This is a genomic window from Streptomyces sp. NBC_01474 (genome assembly GCF_035918215.1).
In the GTDB taxonomy this organism is placed as follows: Bacteria; Actinomycetota; Actinomycetes; order Streptomycetales; family Streptomycetaceae; genus Streptomyces; species Streptomyces aureus.
Window position 1 is genome coordinate 9,431,683 of the sequence record NZ_CP109449.1, and the last position, 16,652, is coordinate 9,448,334.

18 protein-coding genes are annotated in these 16,652 nt (G+C 69.2%); 14 read left to right on the forward strand and 4 right to left on the reverse strand.

All coding sequences use genetic code 11. The features are described from left to right. The first annotated feature begins 50 nt into the window (after positions 1 to 50). From OG758_RS43200 to OG758_RS43210, 3 genes are all read left to right on the forward strand, one after another. Complete coding sequence (locus OG758_RS43200; protein ID WP_326714883.1) at positions 51 to 932, forward strand: alpha/beta fold hydrolase; 882 nt, start codon at positions 51 to 53, stop codon at positions 930 to 932. 224 nt (positions 933 to 1,156) lie between these two features. Further along, the gene (locus tag OG758_RS43205) at positions 1,157 to 1,339 is read left to right on the forward strand and encodes a hypothetical protein (RefSeq protein WP_326714884.1); all 183 of its coding nucleotides are present in this window, start codon (positions 1,157 to 1,159) and stop codon (positions 1,337 to 1,339) included. Continuing rightward, positions 1,311 to 2,276 carry a hypothetical protein gene (locus tag OG758_RS43210; RefSeq protein ID WP_326714885.1) on the forward strand — a complete coding sequence of 322 codons (966 nt, stop codon included), beginning with the start codon at positions 1,311 to 1,313 and terminating at the stop codon, positions 2,274 to 2,276. The genes OG758_RS43205 and OG758_RS43210 overlap by 29 nt, the downstream gene beginning before the upstream one ends. Here the strand turns inward: OG758_RS43210 and OG758_RS43215 are convergent. Then, a complete protein-coding gene (locus OG758_RS43215) occupies positions 2,206 to 2,430 on the reverse strand; it encodes a MarR family winged helix-turn-helix transcriptional regulator (RefSeq protein ID WP_326716228.1) in 225 nt (74 codons plus the stop codon). The two genes, OG758_RS43210 and OG758_RS43215, sit on opposite strands and share 71 nt — an antisense overlap. A gap of 69 nt (positions 2,431 to 2,499) precedes the next feature. Further along, positions 2,500 to 3,237 (reverse strand): TioE family transcriptional regulator, encoded by a 738-nt coding sequence (locus tag OG758_RS43220; protein ID WP_326714886.1) that lies wholly within the window; start codon positions 3,235 to 3,237, stop codon positions 2,500 to 2,502. 68 nt (positions 3,238 to 3,305) lie between these two features. On the opposite strand from OG758_RS43220, the gene OG758_RS43225 reads away from it, so the two are divergent. Further along, the gene (locus OG758_RS43225; protein WP_326714887.1) at positions 3,306 to 4,508 is read left to right on the forward strand and encodes an erythromycin esterase family protein; all 1,203 of its coding nucleotides are present in this window, start codon (positions 3,306 to 3,308) and stop codon (positions 4,506 to 4,508) included. Positions 4,509 to 4,677: 169 nt separating this feature from the next. Here OG758_RS43225 and OG758_RS43230 read toward each other — a convergent pair whose 3' ends face one another. Continuing rightward, the gene (locus OG758_RS43230) at positions 4,678 to 5,256 is read right to left on the reverse strand and encodes a TetR/AcrR family transcriptional regulator (RefSeq protein ID WP_326714888.1); all 579 of its coding nucleotides are present in this window, start codon (positions 5,254 to 5,256) and stop codon (positions 4,678 to 4,680) included. A 59-nt stretch (positions 5,257 to 5,315) separates the two neighbouring features. On the opposite strand from OG758_RS43230, the gene OG758_RS43235 reads away from it, so the two are divergent. Next, on the forward strand, positions 5,316 to 5,807 hold the full coding sequence (locus tag OG758_RS43235) for a GNAT family N-acetyltransferase (RefSeq protein ID WP_326714889.1): 492 nt from the start codon (positions 5,316 to 5,318) through the stop codon (positions 5,805 to 5,807). Between the two features lie 7 nt (positions 5,808 to 5,814). Here the strand turns inward: OG758_RS43235 and OG758_RS43240 are convergent, their stop codons facing one another. After that, entirely contained in the window at positions 5,815 to 6,261 is a 447-nt protein-coding gene (locus OG758_RS43240) for an Lrp/AsnC family transcriptional regulator (protein ID WP_442810389.1), read from the reverse strand. 218 nt (positions 6,262 to 6,479) lie between these two features. Here OG758_RS43240 and OG758_RS43245 point away from each other — a divergent pair, with 218 nt between their 5' ends. From OG758_RS43245 to OG758_RS43285, 9 genes are all read left to right on the forward strand, one after another. Beyond that, positions 6,480 to 7,124: an AzlC family ABC transporter permease gene (locus tag OG758_RS43245; protein ID WP_326714891.1), complete on the forward strand. Its 645-nt coding sequence runs from the start codon at positions 6,480 to 6,482 to the stop codon at positions 7,122 to 7,124. Beyond that, a complete protein-coding gene (locus tag OG758_RS43250) occupies positions 7,117 to 7,446 on the forward strand; it encodes a branched-chain amino acid transporter permease (protein WP_326714892.1) in 330 nt (109 codons plus the stop codon). Before OG758_RS43245 ends, OG758_RS43250 begins: the two co-directional genes overlap by 8 nt. Before the next feature lie 367 nt (positions 7,447 to 7,813). Next, positions 7,814 to 9,289: an amidohydrolase family protein gene (locus OG758_RS43255; protein ID WP_326714893.1), complete on the forward strand. Its 1,476-nt coding sequence runs from the start codon at positions 7,814 to 7,816 to the stop codon at positions 9,287 to 9,289. Continuing rightward, positions 9,286 to 10,398 (forward strand): M20 family metallopeptidase, encoded by a 1,113-nt coding sequence (locus OG758_RS43260; protein ID WP_326714894.1) that lies wholly within the window; start codon positions 9,286 to 9,288, stop codon positions 10,396 to 10,398. Before OG758_RS43255 ends, OG758_RS43260 begins: the two co-directional genes overlap by 4 nt. Positions 10,399 to 10,483: 85 nt before the next feature. Beyond that, complete coding sequence (locus OG758_RS43265) at positions 10,484 to 11,380, forward strand: GNAT family N-acetyltransferase (RefSeq protein ID WP_326714895.1); 897 nt, start codon at positions 10,484 to 10,486, stop codon at positions 11,378 to 11,380. Continuing rightward, positions 11,377 to 12,483 carry an o-succinylbenzoate synthase gene (menC, locus tag OG758_RS43270; protein ID WP_326714896.1) on the forward strand — a complete coding sequence of 369 codons (1,107 nt, stop codon included), beginning with the start codon at positions 11,377 to 11,379 and terminating at the stop codon, positions 12,481 to 12,483. The genes OG758_RS43265 and menC overlap by 4 nt, the downstream gene beginning before the upstream one ends. Positions 12,484 to 12,559: 76 nt before the next feature. Then, positions 12,560 to 14,215, forward strand: a complete 1,656-nt coding sequence (locus OG758_RS43275; protein ID WP_326714897.1) for a PucR family transcriptional regulator — start codon at positions 12,560 to 12,562, stop codon at positions 14,213 to 14,215. Positions 14,216 to 14,355: 140 nt separating this feature from the next. Further along, entirely contained in the window at positions 14,356 to 15,612 is a 1,257-nt protein-coding gene (locus OG758_RS43280; RefSeq protein WP_326714898.1) for an MFS transporter, read from the forward strand. A gap of 73 nt (positions 15,613 to 15,685) precedes the next feature. Further along, on the forward strand, positions 15,686 to 16,579 hold the full coding sequence (locus tag OG758_RS43285) for a serine hydrolase (protein ID WP_326714899.1): 894 nt from the start codon (positions 15,686 to 15,688) through the stop codon (positions 16,577 to 16,579). Positions 16,580 to 16,652: the final 73 nt, after the last annotated feature.

A 16,652-nucleotide genomic window follows, 5' to 3' on the forward strand; every position in this document is an offset into this window, starting at 1 on the left:
GGCCGATATTCCGCATGCGCGGAGACACCCGATGCTGGCAAGATCCGGGCATGCCACGTGTCGAAGTCTCGCCCGGAATGTCCCTCGCGTACGAGACGTTCGGTGATCCCGCTGACCCGCCCGTCCTGCTGGTGATGGGGTTCGGCGCCCAGATGATCGCCTGGCACGACGACTTCTGCCGTGCACTGGCCGACCGTGGCCGCCACGTGATCCGCTACGACAACCGCGACTGCGGGCTGTCCACCAAGTTCGACGAGCACCCCGTCGACATGGGCCGGTTCATCGCGGCTGTGAGCTCCGGAGACATTGCCTCCGCCCTCGCCATGATCCCGTACACCTTGACGGACATGGCAGCCGACGGCCTCGACCTGCTCACCGCGCTCGGCATCGAAGGCGCTCACGTGGTCGGGACCTCGATGGGCGGAATGATCGCCCAGAAGATGGCCATCGCCCAGCCCACCCGGGTCCTGACCCTGACGTCGATGATGTCCTCGACCGGCGAACCCGAATACGGCCGGTCCGACCCCGAGGCCCAAGCGGTACTCCTGAGCCCGAAGCCGGCGGACCGCGAGGGATACATCGCAGCGGCGGATCGCGAACTGGTGTGGGCGTCCAGGCGATACGGCGACGCCGCACTCCTTCGCGAGCTGGCTGCCGGCAGTTACGACCGGGCCTACTACCCGGCGGGAGTCGGGCGTCAACTCGGAGCGATGATCCTCGACGGCTCGCGTGCGGAGGCGCTCCGGACCCTAGAGGTGCCAACTCTGGTGATCCACGGCTTGGACGACACGCTGATCACTCCGAGCGGAGGCGAACGCACCGCGGAACTTGTACCCGGAGCGAAGCTCTTGCTGATCCCCGACATGGGCCACGACCGCCCGCGCGAACTCTGGCCCGAGATCATCGACGCGATCGAGGCGCACACCGCCTGAGCACCGAGATCGTCGACGCGATGGAGGCGCACACTGCCTGAGCACCACGGCCGAGCCGCGCAAGTGATCACGCGGGTGCCCGGCTGTTTCCCTCCGGCGCCGGCACGGCGAGGTCTCGTCCTTCCGCAGCTCGGGAAGGTCGCGGCCCCAAGATGCACCTTCTCGGCCTTCGGCGTTTACTGATGTGCACTGCCCCCGGACCGGCTGATCGCTGGAGGACGAGCGTGGCCACGCTGACCGTTTCGCGGTTCGATGCGTCCCGCAGCGCAGAAGCGGTCGAGGCCACGCTGCTCCAGTTGCAGAAGCAAGAACTGATCAAGGTTCGAGACGCTGCGGTCGTCATTTGGCCGCAGGACGCGATGAAACCGAAGCCACGCCGTGCCACACTCGCGATCACTACCCCCTGACACCGCGCCGGGGCCGTCGCCCGCGCGGTGGCTCCTCAGGTCGACGCTCCACGATCCGCAGTGCCTTCCCGAGAACCTGGCCGCCTTCGCGGTGCGGCGCTTCGGCCCGACCGCCGCACGCTCGGTCGCCGGTATCAAGAAGGACCACCCGGACATGGATGCGGCGGGGCTCCACGCACTGGTGATTGCCAGGGGGTGGCGTGCCACGGTGTCCGAGGGTGCCTTCGTCGGCGGCCCGTTCCTGATCTTCGTACCGGTCGCGTTCTGCGCTGCGCTGCTCCAGCAGGCCCGTACGGTCCTGGAGCTGGCCGCGCTGAAAGGCGGCGATCCCACGGCCGACGACCGCGCCGCCGAACTCCTCGTCCTCCAAGGCGTGCATGAGAACGTCGGCCAGGCCCGGGACGCCCTCGCGGCCTGCCATCGGAAACAGGCGGCCCCGGGCAAGCGATCCGCGCTACGGCGTCCCGCTGTGCTGTGGTACCTGACCCTGCGCATGGCGCGCGTGCTGGGACTGCTCACCGCGTCCGAGCACACCGGCTGGTCACACCGGCTGGTGCAGGCATGCCGATGGCTTCTGTTGGGGCTGGTGTTCCTGGTGGGAATCGTCGCCCCCTTGATCTGGATGCCATACATGGCCATGTCGTACCACCAGGCCACCACTCGATTGACAGACCGGGCCACGGCCTTCTACTTCACCGATTCCGCGCCGGTCTCCCGGCGGCGGTCGCACCTCGACCCTTCCCTGATCGCCGGTGCCGCCCGCACCCTCCTTTCCCTACTGCTGCCGGTCGTCCTGGTCGTGGTCACCCTCTTGACGGGCGTGCGGATCGCCGACAGCAACTGGCCGGTCGTGGGCATCGTTCTGTTCATTGCCTCGGTCGCGGTCGGCGCAGTGTGGCACTGGCGTCGGCGCGGCCGCAGGAAATCCGGCGGATGACAGAGGGCGGGAAGCCGTCCTGGGCGCACTTGGTGCGCTCGACCCAGCCCCGCTTCTCCAGCCGGGTGACGACGCGTGTCATCCCGCCTGAGGAAATGCCGCAGGCGGCGGCGAGTTCGCTCATGCGCATCGCCTTGCCGGGCGCCTCGGGCAGGAGGTGGACGGGGCAGCCGCGAAGGAGCCGCCACTGGCCCTTGCGCCTCTTCGGATGCCGACCGAAATCTCAGCCGCGCTCGCGGAGATACGCCTCCAGTTCGGCGGCTCCGGTCAGCATGGCCCGCCCGCGGGCGGACAGCCGGCCGTGCCAGTCGCTCAGTGCGGCTTCCAGCGGCTCAAGGCCGCCGGCCGCCCGCACCTGGGCGATCAGCGGGGCGATCTGCTCCAGCAGGTAGCCGCCCCGCCTGAGTTGATGGGCGAGCCGGGCGTCCCGTACGTCGGCGTCGTCGTAGACGCGGTATCCGGTCCGAGGGTCGCGGCGCGGGCGCACCAGCCCGGCGCCCTCCCATTTGCGCAGCGTCGCGGGCCGAATTCCCAGCTTCCCGGCCAGCGGCCCGATGAACGTGCCGCCGGACCCGGACCCGGACCTCGCACCGGGCTCGGGCGACGTGGTGGGCTCCAGGTCGCCAAGTGCGCGTTCCACGGCCTGGAGGGTCCGGCGGTCGTCGAGGAGCTGGGCGTGGCTCTCGTCGATGAGGCGGAACGCCTCCTCGTCCGTGCCCTGGTTCACCGCCCGCATGATCGACGTCGCCGTCCGGTGGCCGTGGCCGGGCAGCAGGGCGAGGAATGTGCGCAGGGCTCCCGCGTGCAGTGACGTATAGGTGCGGTAGCCGTGGGGTGTGCGACGGGCGGCCGGAAGGATGCCGGCCTCCTCGTAGTTCCTGATCGCCTGTGTGGACAGACCGTGCTCGCGCGCCAGATCGACCGGCCTGAGTCGCACACGGCTTTGAAGGTTTGTTCCCATGAGCCTGTCAGGTCCTGCCGATATCACGGAAAAGTTTCAATCGAAGGTTCAACGATAGCGTTTAAGGCATGGCTACTGACATCAAGGACACCGTCCTCCCCGTTGAGGCGACTGCCGTCATGGGGCTGCTCCCGGCCCGGCCGCGTCTGCTTGCTCTGGGCGAGCCCACCCACGGTGAGGACGCTCTGCTCGACCTGCGCAACGAGCTCTTCCGGCAACTCGTGGAGCAGGAGGGCTACCGGACGATCGCGATCGAGAGCGACTGCATGATGGGCCTGGTCGTGGACGACTACGTCACCACGGGCTCGGGCACCCTCGAAGAAGTCATGGAGCGTGGATTCAGCCACGGCTGGGGTGCGTCTGCGGCCAACCGAGAACTCGTACGCTGGATGCGCGCCCACAACGACGGCCGGCCCGCGCCCGAGCGGCTCCGTTTCGCCGGATTCGACGGCCCGCTGGAGATCACCGGCGCCGCGAGCCCCCGCCAGGCCCTCACCGCACTGCACGGCTGCCTTGCGGCCCGAGTGGAGGCCGACCTGCTTCCCTGCACGGCGGAGACGCTCGACCGCCTGCTCGGCGCCGACGACCGGTGGACCAATCCCGCGGCGATGACGGACCCGGCCGAGTCCGTGGGGCAGTCTGCCGAGGCGAGGGAACTGCGGCTGCTCGCCGACGATCTGGTGGCGCTGCTCGACGAACAGACACCGCACATCATCGCGGCGACATCGAGGGACGACTGGGACCGGGCGCGCCTGTGCGGGCGCACCGCAACGGGCCTGCTGCGCTACCACTTCTGGATGGCCGACACCTCACCGAGCCGCATGACGCGGCTCGTCGGCCTGCGGGACTCGATGATGGCCGCCAACCTCCTCGCCCTCGCCGAACGGGACCCGGCACTGATTCACGCCCACAACGGCCACCTCCAGCGGGACAAGAGCTCGATGCGGATGGGCGGACGGCCGGTGGAGTGGTGGAGCGCCGGCGCACTGGTGAGCTCTCGCCTGGGCGAGGGGTACGCCTTCGTGGCCACGGCCCTCGGCACGATCCGGCATCAGGGCGTGGATACCCCACCCACGGACACCGTCGAAGGTCACCTCTACGCGCTTCCGGAGGACCGCTGCGTCGTCGACGCCCACCGCTTGGCCGCCGACCTCGGCGACACACAGCCGGCAGCCCGCGTGTCCCCCTACTTCGGCTACGCCCCACTCGACCCGGCCCACCTGGCCGGATACGACGGGATCGTGTACGTCAAGGACGTCCCGCAGAGCTAGCGTCAGCAAGGACCCGATCGAGGCGGCGGCGGCGCCGACAGTCGGTTCGGCCGGTTCGAACTCGACATGAACGGCCGGCTCGAACTCGACCTGACTGCACGGCCGGTGAGGTGGCCGGAGCCCTGAAGGCAAGACCATCGCGGCACCGCGTGACCGGGACGCGCCCGCGTCACCCCAGTGCGGACAGCTGATGGTGGACCGCCGCGGTGGTGCGCGCGGTCTCGCCCGTGGCGAGCAGGTCCAGCATCGCGCCCCGCAGGACTGCGAGTACGAGGGTGCGCTGTGTCAGAGCGGCCTCGGTGTCACGTATCGCGGCGGGTTGGCCGGAGGCGAGCAGCGCCAGCCAGTCGCTGACCGTGTCGCGGGCGAACCCGGCCCACGGCCCGTCGGGTTCGATGAGGGAACGGGCGTAGCTCTCGACCCACAGCGTCAAGAGTCCTTGGTGGGCCTCGTCGGAAAGCCATCGCCATAGCTCCAGGGCAATCGGCTGGAGCCCCTCGGCCCCGTCCCGCGACTCGGCGACCTGCTGCATGTGTGCGAGTTCGTCGGCTCTGGCCCGGGCGAGTAGGGCGCTGATCAGGCCGTCCTTGCTGCCGAACAGGTAGAGCAGTACGCGCGGGCTGGAGTGGATCTCCTCGGCCAGCGGACGCAGGGACAGCTCGCCCAGGCCACTGCGCAAGGCATAGGCGTACGCCGCTTCCAGCAGTTCCTGGCGGCGAGGGGAGGGGGTTGGTTCGGATCGGCTCACCACGCTAGTCTACTGAAACAGTCGTTTCAGTGAAGGAAAATGCGGAAGTCGGGGTCGACATGGCAGAGCGTGAAGTGGCTATCCGGCCGTTGGGTCGATCCGGCGACCTGGGCTGGGTGGTGATGGCGCACGGTGAGTTCTACGACCGGGAGTTCGGCTGGGACACCGGCTTCGAGGCGCTGGTCAGCAGGATCGTCGCCGACTACGCCGAGGGGAAGGAACCCGGTCCGCAGGCCGCCTGGATCGCCGAGGTCGACGGGGCGCGGGCCGGCTGCGTCTTCTGTGTCCGCCATGACGAGCGGACGGCGAAGCTGCGCCTGCTGCTCGTCGATCCGAACGCGCGCGGCCTGGGGCTGGGAGCCCGCCTGGTCGAGGAGTGCCTGCAGTTCGCGGGCCAAGCCGGGTACGAGGCGATCACCCTGTGGACGAACGACGTGCTCGGGTCGGCCCGGCGCATCTACCAGAAGCACGGCTTCGAGCTCGTCGCCGAAGAGTCCCATCACAGCTTCGGCCAGGACCTGGTCGGCCAGACCTGGCAGCGCAGTCTGTAGGAGGGCGTCAGGAGTTGGTCTTGATGTTCTTCATGGTGAGGTGGGATTCGAGCCGGAGAACGCAAGGCGGGCCGCTGAGCTTGCCGGTGAGGAAGGCTTCGTAGGCGGCGTGGTCGGCGACCGCGACGCGGATGAAGTAGTCGGGGCGGCCGAACATGCGCCGGAACTCGATGACTTCCTCGTAGGACGAGACGGTCTCCTCGAACTCCTCGAACGTCTTGCGGTCGGTGGCGCTGACCTCCACGTCGACGAGGACCTCAAGCCCGCGGCCCAGTGCTACGGGGTCGATGACGGCCCGGTATCCGCTGATGACGCCGGCCTCCTCCAGTCGCTTGACCCGGCGCAGGCATGGGGGTGGGGTCAGGCCGACTCGTTTGGCGAGTTCGACGTTGGTGAGTCGCCCGTCCTGACTGAGGTGAAACAAAATTTCACGATCGATAGGATCAACATGCATTTGATTGCCCATTGCTAGATCACTGAGTCATTATCGGCAACCATATTAGGTCATTTCTGTCCTAATATTTCCGCATGGGAATACCTCCGTCCGCTGTCGACGATGCTTTTCGGCCTGTCACCGGAACCGCTGACTCCGTTGTGCCCCCGTCCCCTGCAGCACTGCCGGTTCCGCCTCGGCAAGCCGCGGCGCCGGCCGCGTTCAGGGATTCCGCCTCCGTGGGCCTGGGGCTGGTGCCGCTCGGCGTCGCCTTCGGCGTTGTCGTGACCCAGTCCGGCTTGGCGTGGTGGTGGGCGAGCGCGTTCACGGCGCTCATCTACGCCGGATCGTTCGAATTCGTGCTCGTCGGCCTGGTCGCCGCGGTCGCACCGCTGGGGACCATCGCCCTGACCGCCTTCCTGGTCAACATTCGCCACGTCTTCTACACGCTGTCCTTCCCGCTGCACCGTGTGAACGGGCGCCTCGCGAAGACCTACAGCACCTTCGCCCTGACTGACGAGGCATACGCCCTGACGACCGGCGAACACGCCCGATCCTGGTCGGGCCGACGCATCCTGTGGCTCCAACTGTTCATGCATCTGTACTGGGTCGTCGGTGCCACCGCAGGCGGACTGCTCGGCTCACTCATCCCTGACAGCGTCACCGGCCTGGACTTCGCTCTGACCGCCCTGTTCACCGTCCTGGCCCTCGACGCGATCCGCGACCGGCACGATGACCTGCCGACCCCCGTCCTGGCTCTGCTCAGTGCACTTGCCGCCCGCCTTCTCCTCCCCGCCGAAATGCTGCCGGCCGCGTTCGCCTTCTTCACCGTCGGCCTCCTGGCCCGGCATCTCACCGCCCGCACGAGGACCAGCCATGCCTGACACCCCCTACCTGCTCGCCGCGGTCGCCGTCTCCACCGCCATCACCTGGGCCCTGCGCGCCCTGCCGTTTGCGGCCCTGGCCCCCATGCGCGCCAGCGCCACGGTCCAGTACCTCAGCACCCGCATGCCGGCCGGCGTCATGGTCATCCTGCTCGCCTACTGCCTGCGCGACCTTCCCGCGACCCATTCACGCGCCATCGCCCCACTCGCAGCTCTGGCGGTCACCATCGGCCTGCACCTATGGCGACGCAACGCCCTGCTGAGCATCCTCGGCGGCACCGCGGTCCACGTGATCCTCGCGAGCACCGTCTTCGCGCATTGACCGGTGGGCGGATGAGTTCAACCCCCAGTACCGGGACGCGATGGCCGAGTTCGCCGAGGAGCACGGCATCGTCGTGCTCGCCCCGCTCTGCCCCGCCGGGCTCGGCGACGATCCCGACGACCATTCAACTCCCGGCTGAACACCTCACATCCCCGCCGGCGCGGCCGTCGCCTTGGTGGCAGGCACTGTCCTCCTCTGCCTCGCTGCCTGGAGAAGAACCAGCACTTCGTGCCGCGTTCGTCGGCGCGCATGAACAGGCCGCCACGGATTCGTCGGCATGGACCAACAGCGGTGCCTGATCACCCTCCTAGGGTCGCACTGGAGACCAGCAGGTGCTCCGGTGCGTCCTCGACGAGGAGACGAAAGCATGCAGACACTATTGCGTGGCGGCCGTGTCATTGATCCGGGAACAGGGTTCGACGGCGTTGCCGACGTCCTCGTGTCCGACGGCGTGGTCAGGGCTGTCGCCGCAGGGCTCGACGCGCCGCCGGGATGCGAGGTGGTCGACGTCACGGGGTTGGTCGTCGGTCCGGGGTTCGTCGACCTGCACAGCCACGTGCACTCCATCGCGGGGCAACGGCTGCAGGCCATGGACGGTGTGACGACGGCCCTCGACCTGGAATCGGGACTCATGCCCATCGGGCGCGCGTACGCCGAGGCCGCCGCCGACGGACGCCCGCTGCACTACGGCTTCTCCGCCTCGTGGGGTGGCGCCAGAGCCCAGGTGCTCGCCGGTATCCAGCCCGACGCACAGATCGGGAGCGGCCTCGCGGTGCTGGGGAACCACGCATGGCAGCGCTCCTCCACCGATCGTGAACTCGTCGAGTGGCTGGCCCTGATCGAGGGTGAACTGGCCGCCGGAGCGCTCGGCATCGGAGTCCTCCTCGGGTACGCGCCCCACAGTGAGCCGGCCGAGTTCCTCGCCGTCGCCCGGCTTGCCGCGAAGGCCGGTGTGCCGACGTACACCCACGTCCGTGAGCTGGTCGAGGTGGATCCCGGCACTCCGGCAGACGGCTCCGAGGAGATCGTCATCGCCGCGGCCGAGACCGGCGCCGCGATGCACCACTGCCACGTCAACAGTACGTCGGGCCACCACATCGACCGGGTACTCAGCGCGTTGGACAGTTCACGGCGGTCCGGGTCCCGGGTGACGGTCGAGGCCTACCCGTACGGGGCGGGCAGCACCGCGATCGGTGCGGCCTTCCTCGACGCCGAACGGCTGCGGATGAAGGGCCTGTCCCCGTCGAGCGTCGTGATGCTCGAATCGGGGGAACGCATCGCCGACGCGGGTCGCCTGCGGCAGTTGCGCGACAGTGACCCCGGGGCGCCCTGCATTCTGGAGTTCCTCGACGAGGGCAACCCGCGCGAACTCGAGATGCTGCACCAGGCGTTGGCCTTCCCGGACGCGATCGTCGCCAGTGACGCGATGCCGGTCTACTGGCCCGACGGCAGCAACGACAGCACCGAGTGGCCGCTGCCGCCCGGGGGAACGACGCACCCGCGCACCGCGGGAACGTTCACCAAGACGCTGCGCGTGATGGTGCGGGAGAGCGGCGCCTGGGACTGGCCGGAGGCGTTCCGGCGCTGTGCCCACCTGCCGGCGCGAGTCCTCGACGACGTGGCGCCGGGCGCGCGGGCGAAGGGACACCTCGGCGTCGGTGCGGACGCCGACATCGTCGTACTCGACCCCGTGGCGATCACCGATTGCGCCACCTACTTCGACTCCACGCGGCCGTCCGTGGGCGTGCGGCACTTGTTCGTCGGTGGTGTCCCGGTGGTCAGTGCGGGGGAGCTTCAGGTCGACGCGCTTGCCGGACAGCCGCTGCGAGGTGAGCCGCGATGACGGCGACGCGCGCCGAAACGACGGTGGAGGCGCTCCTCGCCGACATCGAGACCCTGGTGCGGTGCGAGTCGCCGTCGTCCGACCACAAAGCCGTCGCCCGCAGCGCAGACGTCGTGGCGGCGCTGGGGCGCAGGCTGCTGGACGCGGAGCCGGATCCCGTGGTGATCGACGGGTGTACGCATCTGAGGTGGCGGTTCGGCGAGGCGCCGCGTGTGCTGCTGCTCGGACACCACGACACGGTGTGGCCCACCGGATCGCTGGAGACGCACCCGTATTCCGTCCTGGACGGAGTGCTGCGCGGGCCGGGCTGCTTCGACATGAAGGCGGGCGTCGTCATGGCGCTGCATGCCGCCGCGGCCGCACGGAACCGGTCGGGTCTTTCGATCCTCGTCACCGGTGACGAGGAGATCGGCTCCCCGTCGTCGCGGCGCCTGATCGAGGAAGAGGCTCGCGGTTGCGACGCGGTCTTCGTGCTGGAGGCATCGGCCGACGGCGGAGCGCTCAAGTGCCGCCGCAAGGGCGTCTCCCTGTACCGGATCGACGTGGACGGCCGGGCCGCGCACGCCGGGCTCGAACCGGAAAAGGGAGTGAACGCCGGGGTGGAGGTGGCGCACCAGATCCTCGCCGTCGCCGCACTTGCCGATGCCGAACGGGGTACGACCGTCGTGCCGACGGCACTGTCCGCCGGCACCACCACGAACACCGTTCCCGCCCATGCCGGCGTGGCGGTCGACGTGCGTGTGTGGGACGAGGCGGAGCAGCGGCGGGTCGATCAGGCCGTGCGGGACCTCCGGCCCGTACTCGACGGCTCGCGGATCCGGATCTCGGGTGGCATCAACCGCCCGCCGCTGCAGGAGGAGGCGTCCTCGGGGCTGTTCGACCTTGCCGCAACGCTCGCCGGCGAACTCAGCCTCGGAATTCTCACCGCCGCCGCTGTCGGCGGCGCCTCGGACGGGAACTTCACCGCAGGCCTCGGGGTCCCCACCCTGGACGGCCTCGGCGCAGTGGGCGGCGGTGCGCACGCGGACGACGAACACGTCGTCGTCGCCGAACTGCCGCGGCGCACCGCCCTGCTGACCGCCCTGATCGACGCCGTGTTGGCGAAATGAGCTCCGTGCGCCACGACAAACGCGGCGGACAACCCTGGTGCGGCACCACGGTGGCCCGCCCGGTAAGCCCGGAAAGGACAGTCCCGTGACCGATCTTGCGACACCTGAGTCAGGTCTGGTTTCCCCGGCCGTGAGCGCGGCCGCGCTGGCCGCCGCGACCGCTGCGGCAGCCGCCTCGCGTGTGGAAATCCGGGACCTGACCGAGGTGTCCGACCTGACCGAGGTCTGCCGGCTCTTCGCGTCGATCTGGCAGCCGGGCGCCGGTGCCCAACCGGTGACGACCGAGCTGCTGCGGGCGATGGCCGCGGCGGGGAACTACATCGCAGGGGCGTATGAAGGGGACGAGCTTCTGGGAGCCTGCCTCGGCTTCTTCGGCAGCCCGGCCAAGGCGAGCCTGCACAGTCACATCGCCGGGGTCGCGCCGCGAGGCCTCGGCCGGGGGATCGGGTTCTCCCTCAAACTGCACCAGCGCGCCTGGGCGTTGCGCCAGCACGTCTCGCTGATCACCTGGACGTTCGACCCCCTGGTGCGGCGGAACGCACACTTCAACCTGGCCAAGCTCGGCGTCGATCCGGCACGCTACCTGCCCGACTTCTACGGGCCGATGCGCGACGGCATCAACGGCTCGGGTGACACCGACCGGCTGATGGTCCGTTGGGACCTGTCGGGCCCGGCGGCCTCCGCCGCATCGCTCGGTGAGCCCGCCCGGGTCGACGCCGCCGCGCTGCGAGAGCGCGGTGCGGCAGCTGCCCTGTCCGTCGCACCTGACGGGGACCCGCTGACCGCAGTGGCCGACGGGCCGGTCGTGCTCGTCGGCGTGCCGCCGGACATCGAGACACTCCGACGCACGGACCCGGGTCAGGGCCAGGCGTGGCGCGTCGCGCTGCGGGAGGTGTTGGGAGGCCTGATGGCGGAGGAAGCCAGGGTCATCGGATTCGATCGTGCCGGCTGGTACGTGGTCTCAAGGGAGAAGTCGTCATGAAGCCCAGTGGTGTGGAACTTCTGCGTGTCCAGATGCCGTTGGTGGCACCGTTCCGGACGTCGTTCGGTACGCAGAACGTACGGGAACTGCTGCTCGTACGCGTCGTGACGCCGAACGGTGAGGGCTGGGGCGAGTGCGTCACCATGGGAGGGCCGCTCTACTCCTCGGAATACGTCGACGGCGCCGAACACGTGCTGCGGAACTTCCTGGTCCCGGCCCTGATGGAGGCGGGCGAGGTCACCGCGAGCCAAGTCGCACCCCGCTTGGCCAGGTTCAAGGGGCACCGGATGGCGAAGGCCGCGCTCGAAATGGCCGTGCTCGACGCCGAACTCCGAGCACACGACCTGTCCTTCGCCGCCGCGCTCGGGTCCACCCGGGACTCCGTTCCGTGCGGGGTCTCGGTCGGCATCATGGACTCCGTCCCCCAACTCCTGGACGTCGTCGGCGGCTATCTCGACGCAGGCTATGTGCGGATCAAGCTGAAGATCGAACCCGGTTGGGACGTCGAGCCGGTGCGAGCGGTGAGGGAGCGCTTCGGTGACGATGTGCTGTTGCAGGTCGACGCCAACACGGCGTACACGCTGTCCGACGTGTCCCAGCTCGCCCGTCTGGACCCCTTCGAGCTCCTCCTCATCGAGCAGCCCCTGGACGAGGAGGACCTTCTGGGCCACGCCGAGCTGGCGCGGCGCATCCGCACGCCGGTCTGCCTCGACGAGTCGATCGTGTCCGCCCGTTCGGCTGCCGACGCGATCACGCTCGGCGCCTGTCGCATCGTGAACATCAAGCCCGGCAGGGTCGGCGGATACCTCGAGGCACGGCGGGTGCACGACGTCTGCGCCGCCCATGGGATCGCCGTGTGGTGCGGTGGCATGATCGAGACCGGGCTCGGGCGGGCGGCCAATGTCGCGCTCGCCTCGCTGCCCGGGTTCACCCTGCCCGGAGACACATCGGCGTCGGACCGGTTCTACCGGACCGACATCACCGAACCGTTCGTCCTGAAGGACGGACACCTGCCGGTGCCCCAGGGGCCGGGCCTCGGTGTCACGCCGATTCCCGACCTGCTGGCGGAGGTCACCACCTCGACGGTGTGGCTCGGTTCGTAGCTGGCGACGAATTCGCCGTGAAATCCGGTCGGATCGGACCAACAGGTTCCGGTGCGGCCGGAGTTACCTTTGGGCGGTGCTGACACCGACGTCTGGCAAGCCACACACAAGCCTGGCGCGCGTTCTCGACGATCTCGGGGACGTGTTGCTGGAGTCGATCGCCGGCGGCGGGAGCACGCGCCGGCAACTGAGCGGCGTAGTCATCCACGACCCGCTCGACGAGGCGCAGTTCCCCGCGCAGGCCGTCGTCCTGGGTGTGGGCGTCCACGAACCGGGCGACGTGGTCCGCCTCCTGTGCGACCTGGGCCGCAAGGGCGCGGCGGCGCTCGTCGTCCGGTCACCGTTCGCCGCGACCGGGGAAATCCGGCGGGCCGCCGACGAGTCCGGCGTCGCCCTGCTCGGACTCACCCGCGGAGCCTCCTGGGCGCAGGTCGCCGCCATGCTCCGCACCCTGCTCGTCGAGGGAGACATCGGCGACATCTCACCGCAGACGCTGGGCGGCATGCCGTCGGGTGACCTGTTCGCGCTGGCCAACGCGGTGGCCGCGCTCCTGGACGCGCCGGTCACGATCGAGGACCGCAGCTCACGGGTGCTCGCCTTCTCCGGCCGCCAGGACGAGGCCGACCAGTCCCGCGTGGAGACGATCCTGGGCCGTCAGGTGCCGGAACGGTTCACCCTCGGCCTGGCGCGCAACGGCGTCTTCGAGCGACTGCATCGCGGCCATGCGCCTGTGTACGTCGATCCGCTCCACGACGAGTCGATGACCGTTCCCCGGGTGGCGCTCGCGGTGCGGGCCGGCGACGAGATCCTCGGCTCGATCTGGGCGGCGGTGCCGGGGCCCTTGTCCAAGGAGCGTACGCAGGCGCTGATCGACGCCGGCAAGCTCGTCGCGCTCCACATGTTGCGCCTGCGTGCGGGCGCCGATGTCGAACGCCGGTTGCGGGCCGACCTGGTGAGCACCGCGCTCGAAGGCGGCACCGGGGCACCGGAGGCGATTGCGCGGCTCGGGCTCGTGGGACAGCCCGCGATCGTCCTGGCCCTGGGTCTGTTCGGCGGTTCGGACGCCGATCCGTCGACGGAGGACGGACTGCGCCGGGTCGCGGACCGCCAGCGGGTCGCGGACGCGCTGGCCATGCACCTGAGTGCGGTCCAGGCGCGCTCGGCCGTGGCGCTGGTGGGCGATGTGGCCTACGGCATCGTGCCGATGCCGGGGAGCCGGGCGGACTGCCAGGAACGGTCGATCCGCGTCGCGTCGACCTTCCTCGAACGCACCGGGCAGCGCGTGGACGCGGCGATCGGCATCGGCCCGCCCGCTCTCGACGGCTCCGTACTCAGCCGCTCGCGTGACGGCGCGGACCGGGCGCTGCGGGTGCTGCTCGCCAACGGGGGCGCCCGGCGTGTGGCCACGGCGGAGGAGGTCCACGTCGACGCACTCATGCTGGACCTCGCCGATCTGGCCGCCGCGCGCGGGGACGTGGCGACCGGGCCCGTCGCCCGACTGCTCGACTACGACGCCCGGCACCAGTCACAGCTCGTCCACACGCTCTCGTGCTGGCTGGACGCGTTCGGCGACGTGGCCGCCGCGTCCGCCGCGGCGTACGTGCACCCCAATACCTTCCGGTACCGACTGCGACGGGTCGCAGAGGTCGGTGAGATCAACCTCGACGACCCCGGCGAGCGGTTCGCGGCGATGCTGCAACTCCGGCTCCACCCAGCCCACCACCACGAGTAGAAGCCGGACACCGCAACGAGACAACGTTCGTCCGCACCGCCCGAACAGCATCTGAAGGTTTGTGGAACTCCACGAACCCGCTGCGTCACCTGATGTCCAGGATGGGCCATCAATCCCGACGCAGCGGTACGGAGGTAGCCATGACGGCGGTGGTCACCGAGGACACCTGGACACCGAAGCTGGTCAACCGGACAGCAACGATCACGATGGTGGTCATGCTGTGCGCCTGGTCGATCGACTACATCGACCGCTTCTCCATCAGTATGGCTCTGCCGTCGATCGGAGAGGAGTTCCATCTCGGCAAGACGGCACAGGGCTCGCTCGTCACCGTCTTCGCGCTGGTCTACATGATCTGCCAGATACCGGCGGGCTTCCTGGCCGATCGGTACGGCTCCCGCAAACCGATGCTGATCACGCTCGTGCTCTGGTCGCTGTTCACCGCTCTGACCGGGATGGCCGGCACCTTCGGTCTGCTCCTGCTGTTCCGTGGCCTGTTCGGTGCCTGTCAGGGCGCCTTCCCGGCGGCGTCGTTCAAAGCCATCGCGGAACGGACCACACCGGAGAGACGGGGGACCGCCACCAGCGTGATGCTGTCGGCCAGCGGGATCGCCGGCCTTGCACCCCTGCTCGTCGCCCCGCTGCTGACGGGCATCGGCTGGCGGCACACCTTCCTCTGGATGGCGGGTTGCGGCGCGGCCATCGGCATCGGTTTGTGGGCGCTCCTGCCCAAGGCGTTGCCGGACCGGCTCAGCCGGCTCCCGCAAACGACGGTGACGACGCCCGAAGTCTCGCGCGCACAAGTACTGAAGTCCCCGGCGGTGTGGAAGTTCGCGGTGCTGTTCTGCGCGATGAACATGCTCAGCTACGGCCTGGTCACCTGGGTGCCCAGCTATCTGCTCGAGGCCAGACACCTGTCGCTGAACGAGACCGGCGTGCTGTCGGCGATCCCGAGTCTGGTGGGCTTCGCGACGACCATCTTCGGCGGCTGGCTGTTCGACCGGTACTTCCATGACAAGGCCAGGTGGTACCTGGTGTCCATCGCGACGGTGACCGCGGTCCTGCTCGCCCTGATGGTGTCGGCGGGCAGCGCGGCGACATTCACTCTCTACGAGACATTGGCTGTCGGAGTGTTCGGGATGGCGACGATGTGCGTCTTCGGCCTTCCGCTGCGGGTGCTTCCCACGGCGGTGGCCGGACTCGCTTCCGGGATCAACAACTTCGGCGGCCAGGTCGCCGGAGTGATCGCGCCGCTGGCGATGGGCTGGCTGGCGGACGCATTCTCGTACACCGCCGCGTTCGGCTTCCTGATCTGCACCACGCTGCTCACCGCGGTGATCGCGTTCTGGGTCCCGCAGCGAGCCGAACAGTTCAACTTCCCGTCGACCGGCACCAAGTAGTCGGCCGGCGCACCCAGCAAAAGATCCAGTCCGGACAGCGATTCCACACCCGACAGACAGAAGGGATCACCCCATGGTCACCGAAGCGGAACTGGTCGAGACGATCACCGGCCGGGCGGCGGAAGTCGGTGTCCAGGTATGGCTGCACGCGGCCGATCTGGACAGCCCACGACAGATGGGCATCGACGCCGAGGAACCGGTGGTCACCGCCTCCGTGTTCAAGGTTCCCGTAGCAGTGGAACTTGCCCGGCAGGCAGCCGACGGTGAACTCGACCTCGCCGAGCGGATCACGGTGGCACCGGGACATCCGACCGCCAGCCCGTACGGCCTCGCGACGTTTCGACACGACGTCACGATGTCCTGGTACGACCTGGCCGTCCTGATGATCGGCATCAGCGACAACGTCGCCACGGACCTGATCCTCAAGAAGGTGGGCAAGGCCGCGGTCGCCGCGTCACTGCGGCGGCTCGACCTCCCGCACACGGCCGTCCCCCACGACTGCGGGGAGCTGTTGCGCACGATCGGGGAGGACCTCGGGATCGACTACCAGGACGACGAACGGATCCTGGCCGCGTTGCCGGCCGAACAACTCGCCAAGCTACGGGCGTTGACACCCGAAGAGACCTGCCGGACCACCGCCGCGGACAGCACCCGCCTGCTGGGCCTGATCTGGCGTGACGAAGCAGCGCCAGCGGCGGCGTGCGCCGACGTCCGGCGCTGGCTGGAACTGCAGGTGTGGCCGCACCGGCTGCGCTCCGGCTTCGCGGACGACGACGTCAGGATCAGCGGCAAGACCGGAACGCTGCCCTCGCTGCGCAACGAGATCGGCGTGGTGGAGTACCCGGACGGTGGCCGGTACGCGGTCGGCGTCTTCACCAGGGCCGTCGACGCCCGTTCGAGAGTTCCCGAGCGTGACGCCTTCATCGGGTTCGCCGCCGCCCGGGCGGTGGACTGGCTCAGGCGGTAACCGATACCGGCGGCCCGGTGTTTCGTCGGCCGAGATGAAGGTTTCGCCAAGTCTCGTCGATTCTCACGAATCG

Bases quoted from the DNA above. Each gene is read 5' to 3' on its own strand.
- OG758_RS43225 (WP_326714887.1), top strand. From the start codon at position 3,306: ATGGCTACTGACATCAAGGACACCGTCCTCCCCGTTGAGGCGACTGCC.
- OG758_RS43250 (WP_326714892.1), top strand. From the start codon at position 7,117: ATGCCTGACACCCCCTACCTGCTCGCCGCGGTCGCCGTCTCCACCGCC.
- OG758_RS43255 (WP_326714893.1), top strand. From the start codon at position 7,814: ATGCAGACACTATTGCGTGGCGGCCGTGTCATTGATCCGGGAACAGGG.
- menC (WP_326714896.1), top strand. From the start codon at position 11,377: ATGAAGCCCAGTGGTGTGGAACTTCTGCGTGTCCAGATGCCGTTGGTG.
- OG758_RS43235 (WP_326714889.1), top strand. From the start codon at position 5,316: ATGGCAGAGCGTGAAGTGGCTATCCGGCCGTTGGGTCGATCCGGCGAC.
- OG758_RS43240 (WP_442810389.1), bottom strand. From the start codon at position 6,261: ATGCATGTTGATCCTATCGATCGTGAAATTTTGTTTCACCTCAGTCAG.
- OG758_RS43260 (WP_326714894.1), top strand. From the start codon at position 9,286: ATGACGGCGACGCGCGCCGAAACGACGGTGGAGGCGCTCCTCGCCGAC.
- OG758_RS43280 (WP_326714898.1), top strand. From the start codon at position 14,356: ATGACGGCGGTGGTCACCGAGGACACCTGGACACCGAAGCTGGTCAAC.
- OG758_RS43220 (WP_326714886.1), bottom strand. From the start codon at position 3,237: ATGGGAACAAACCTTCAAAGCCGTGTGCGACTCAGGCCGGTCGATCTG.
- OG758_RS43285 (WP_326714899.1), top strand. From the start codon at position 15,686: ATGGTCACCGAAGCGGAACTGGTCGAGACGATCACCGGCCGGGCGGCG.
- OG758_RS43200 (WP_326714883.1), top strand. From the start codon at position 51: ATGCCACGTGTCGAAGTCTCGCCCGGAATGTCCCTCGCGTACGAGACG.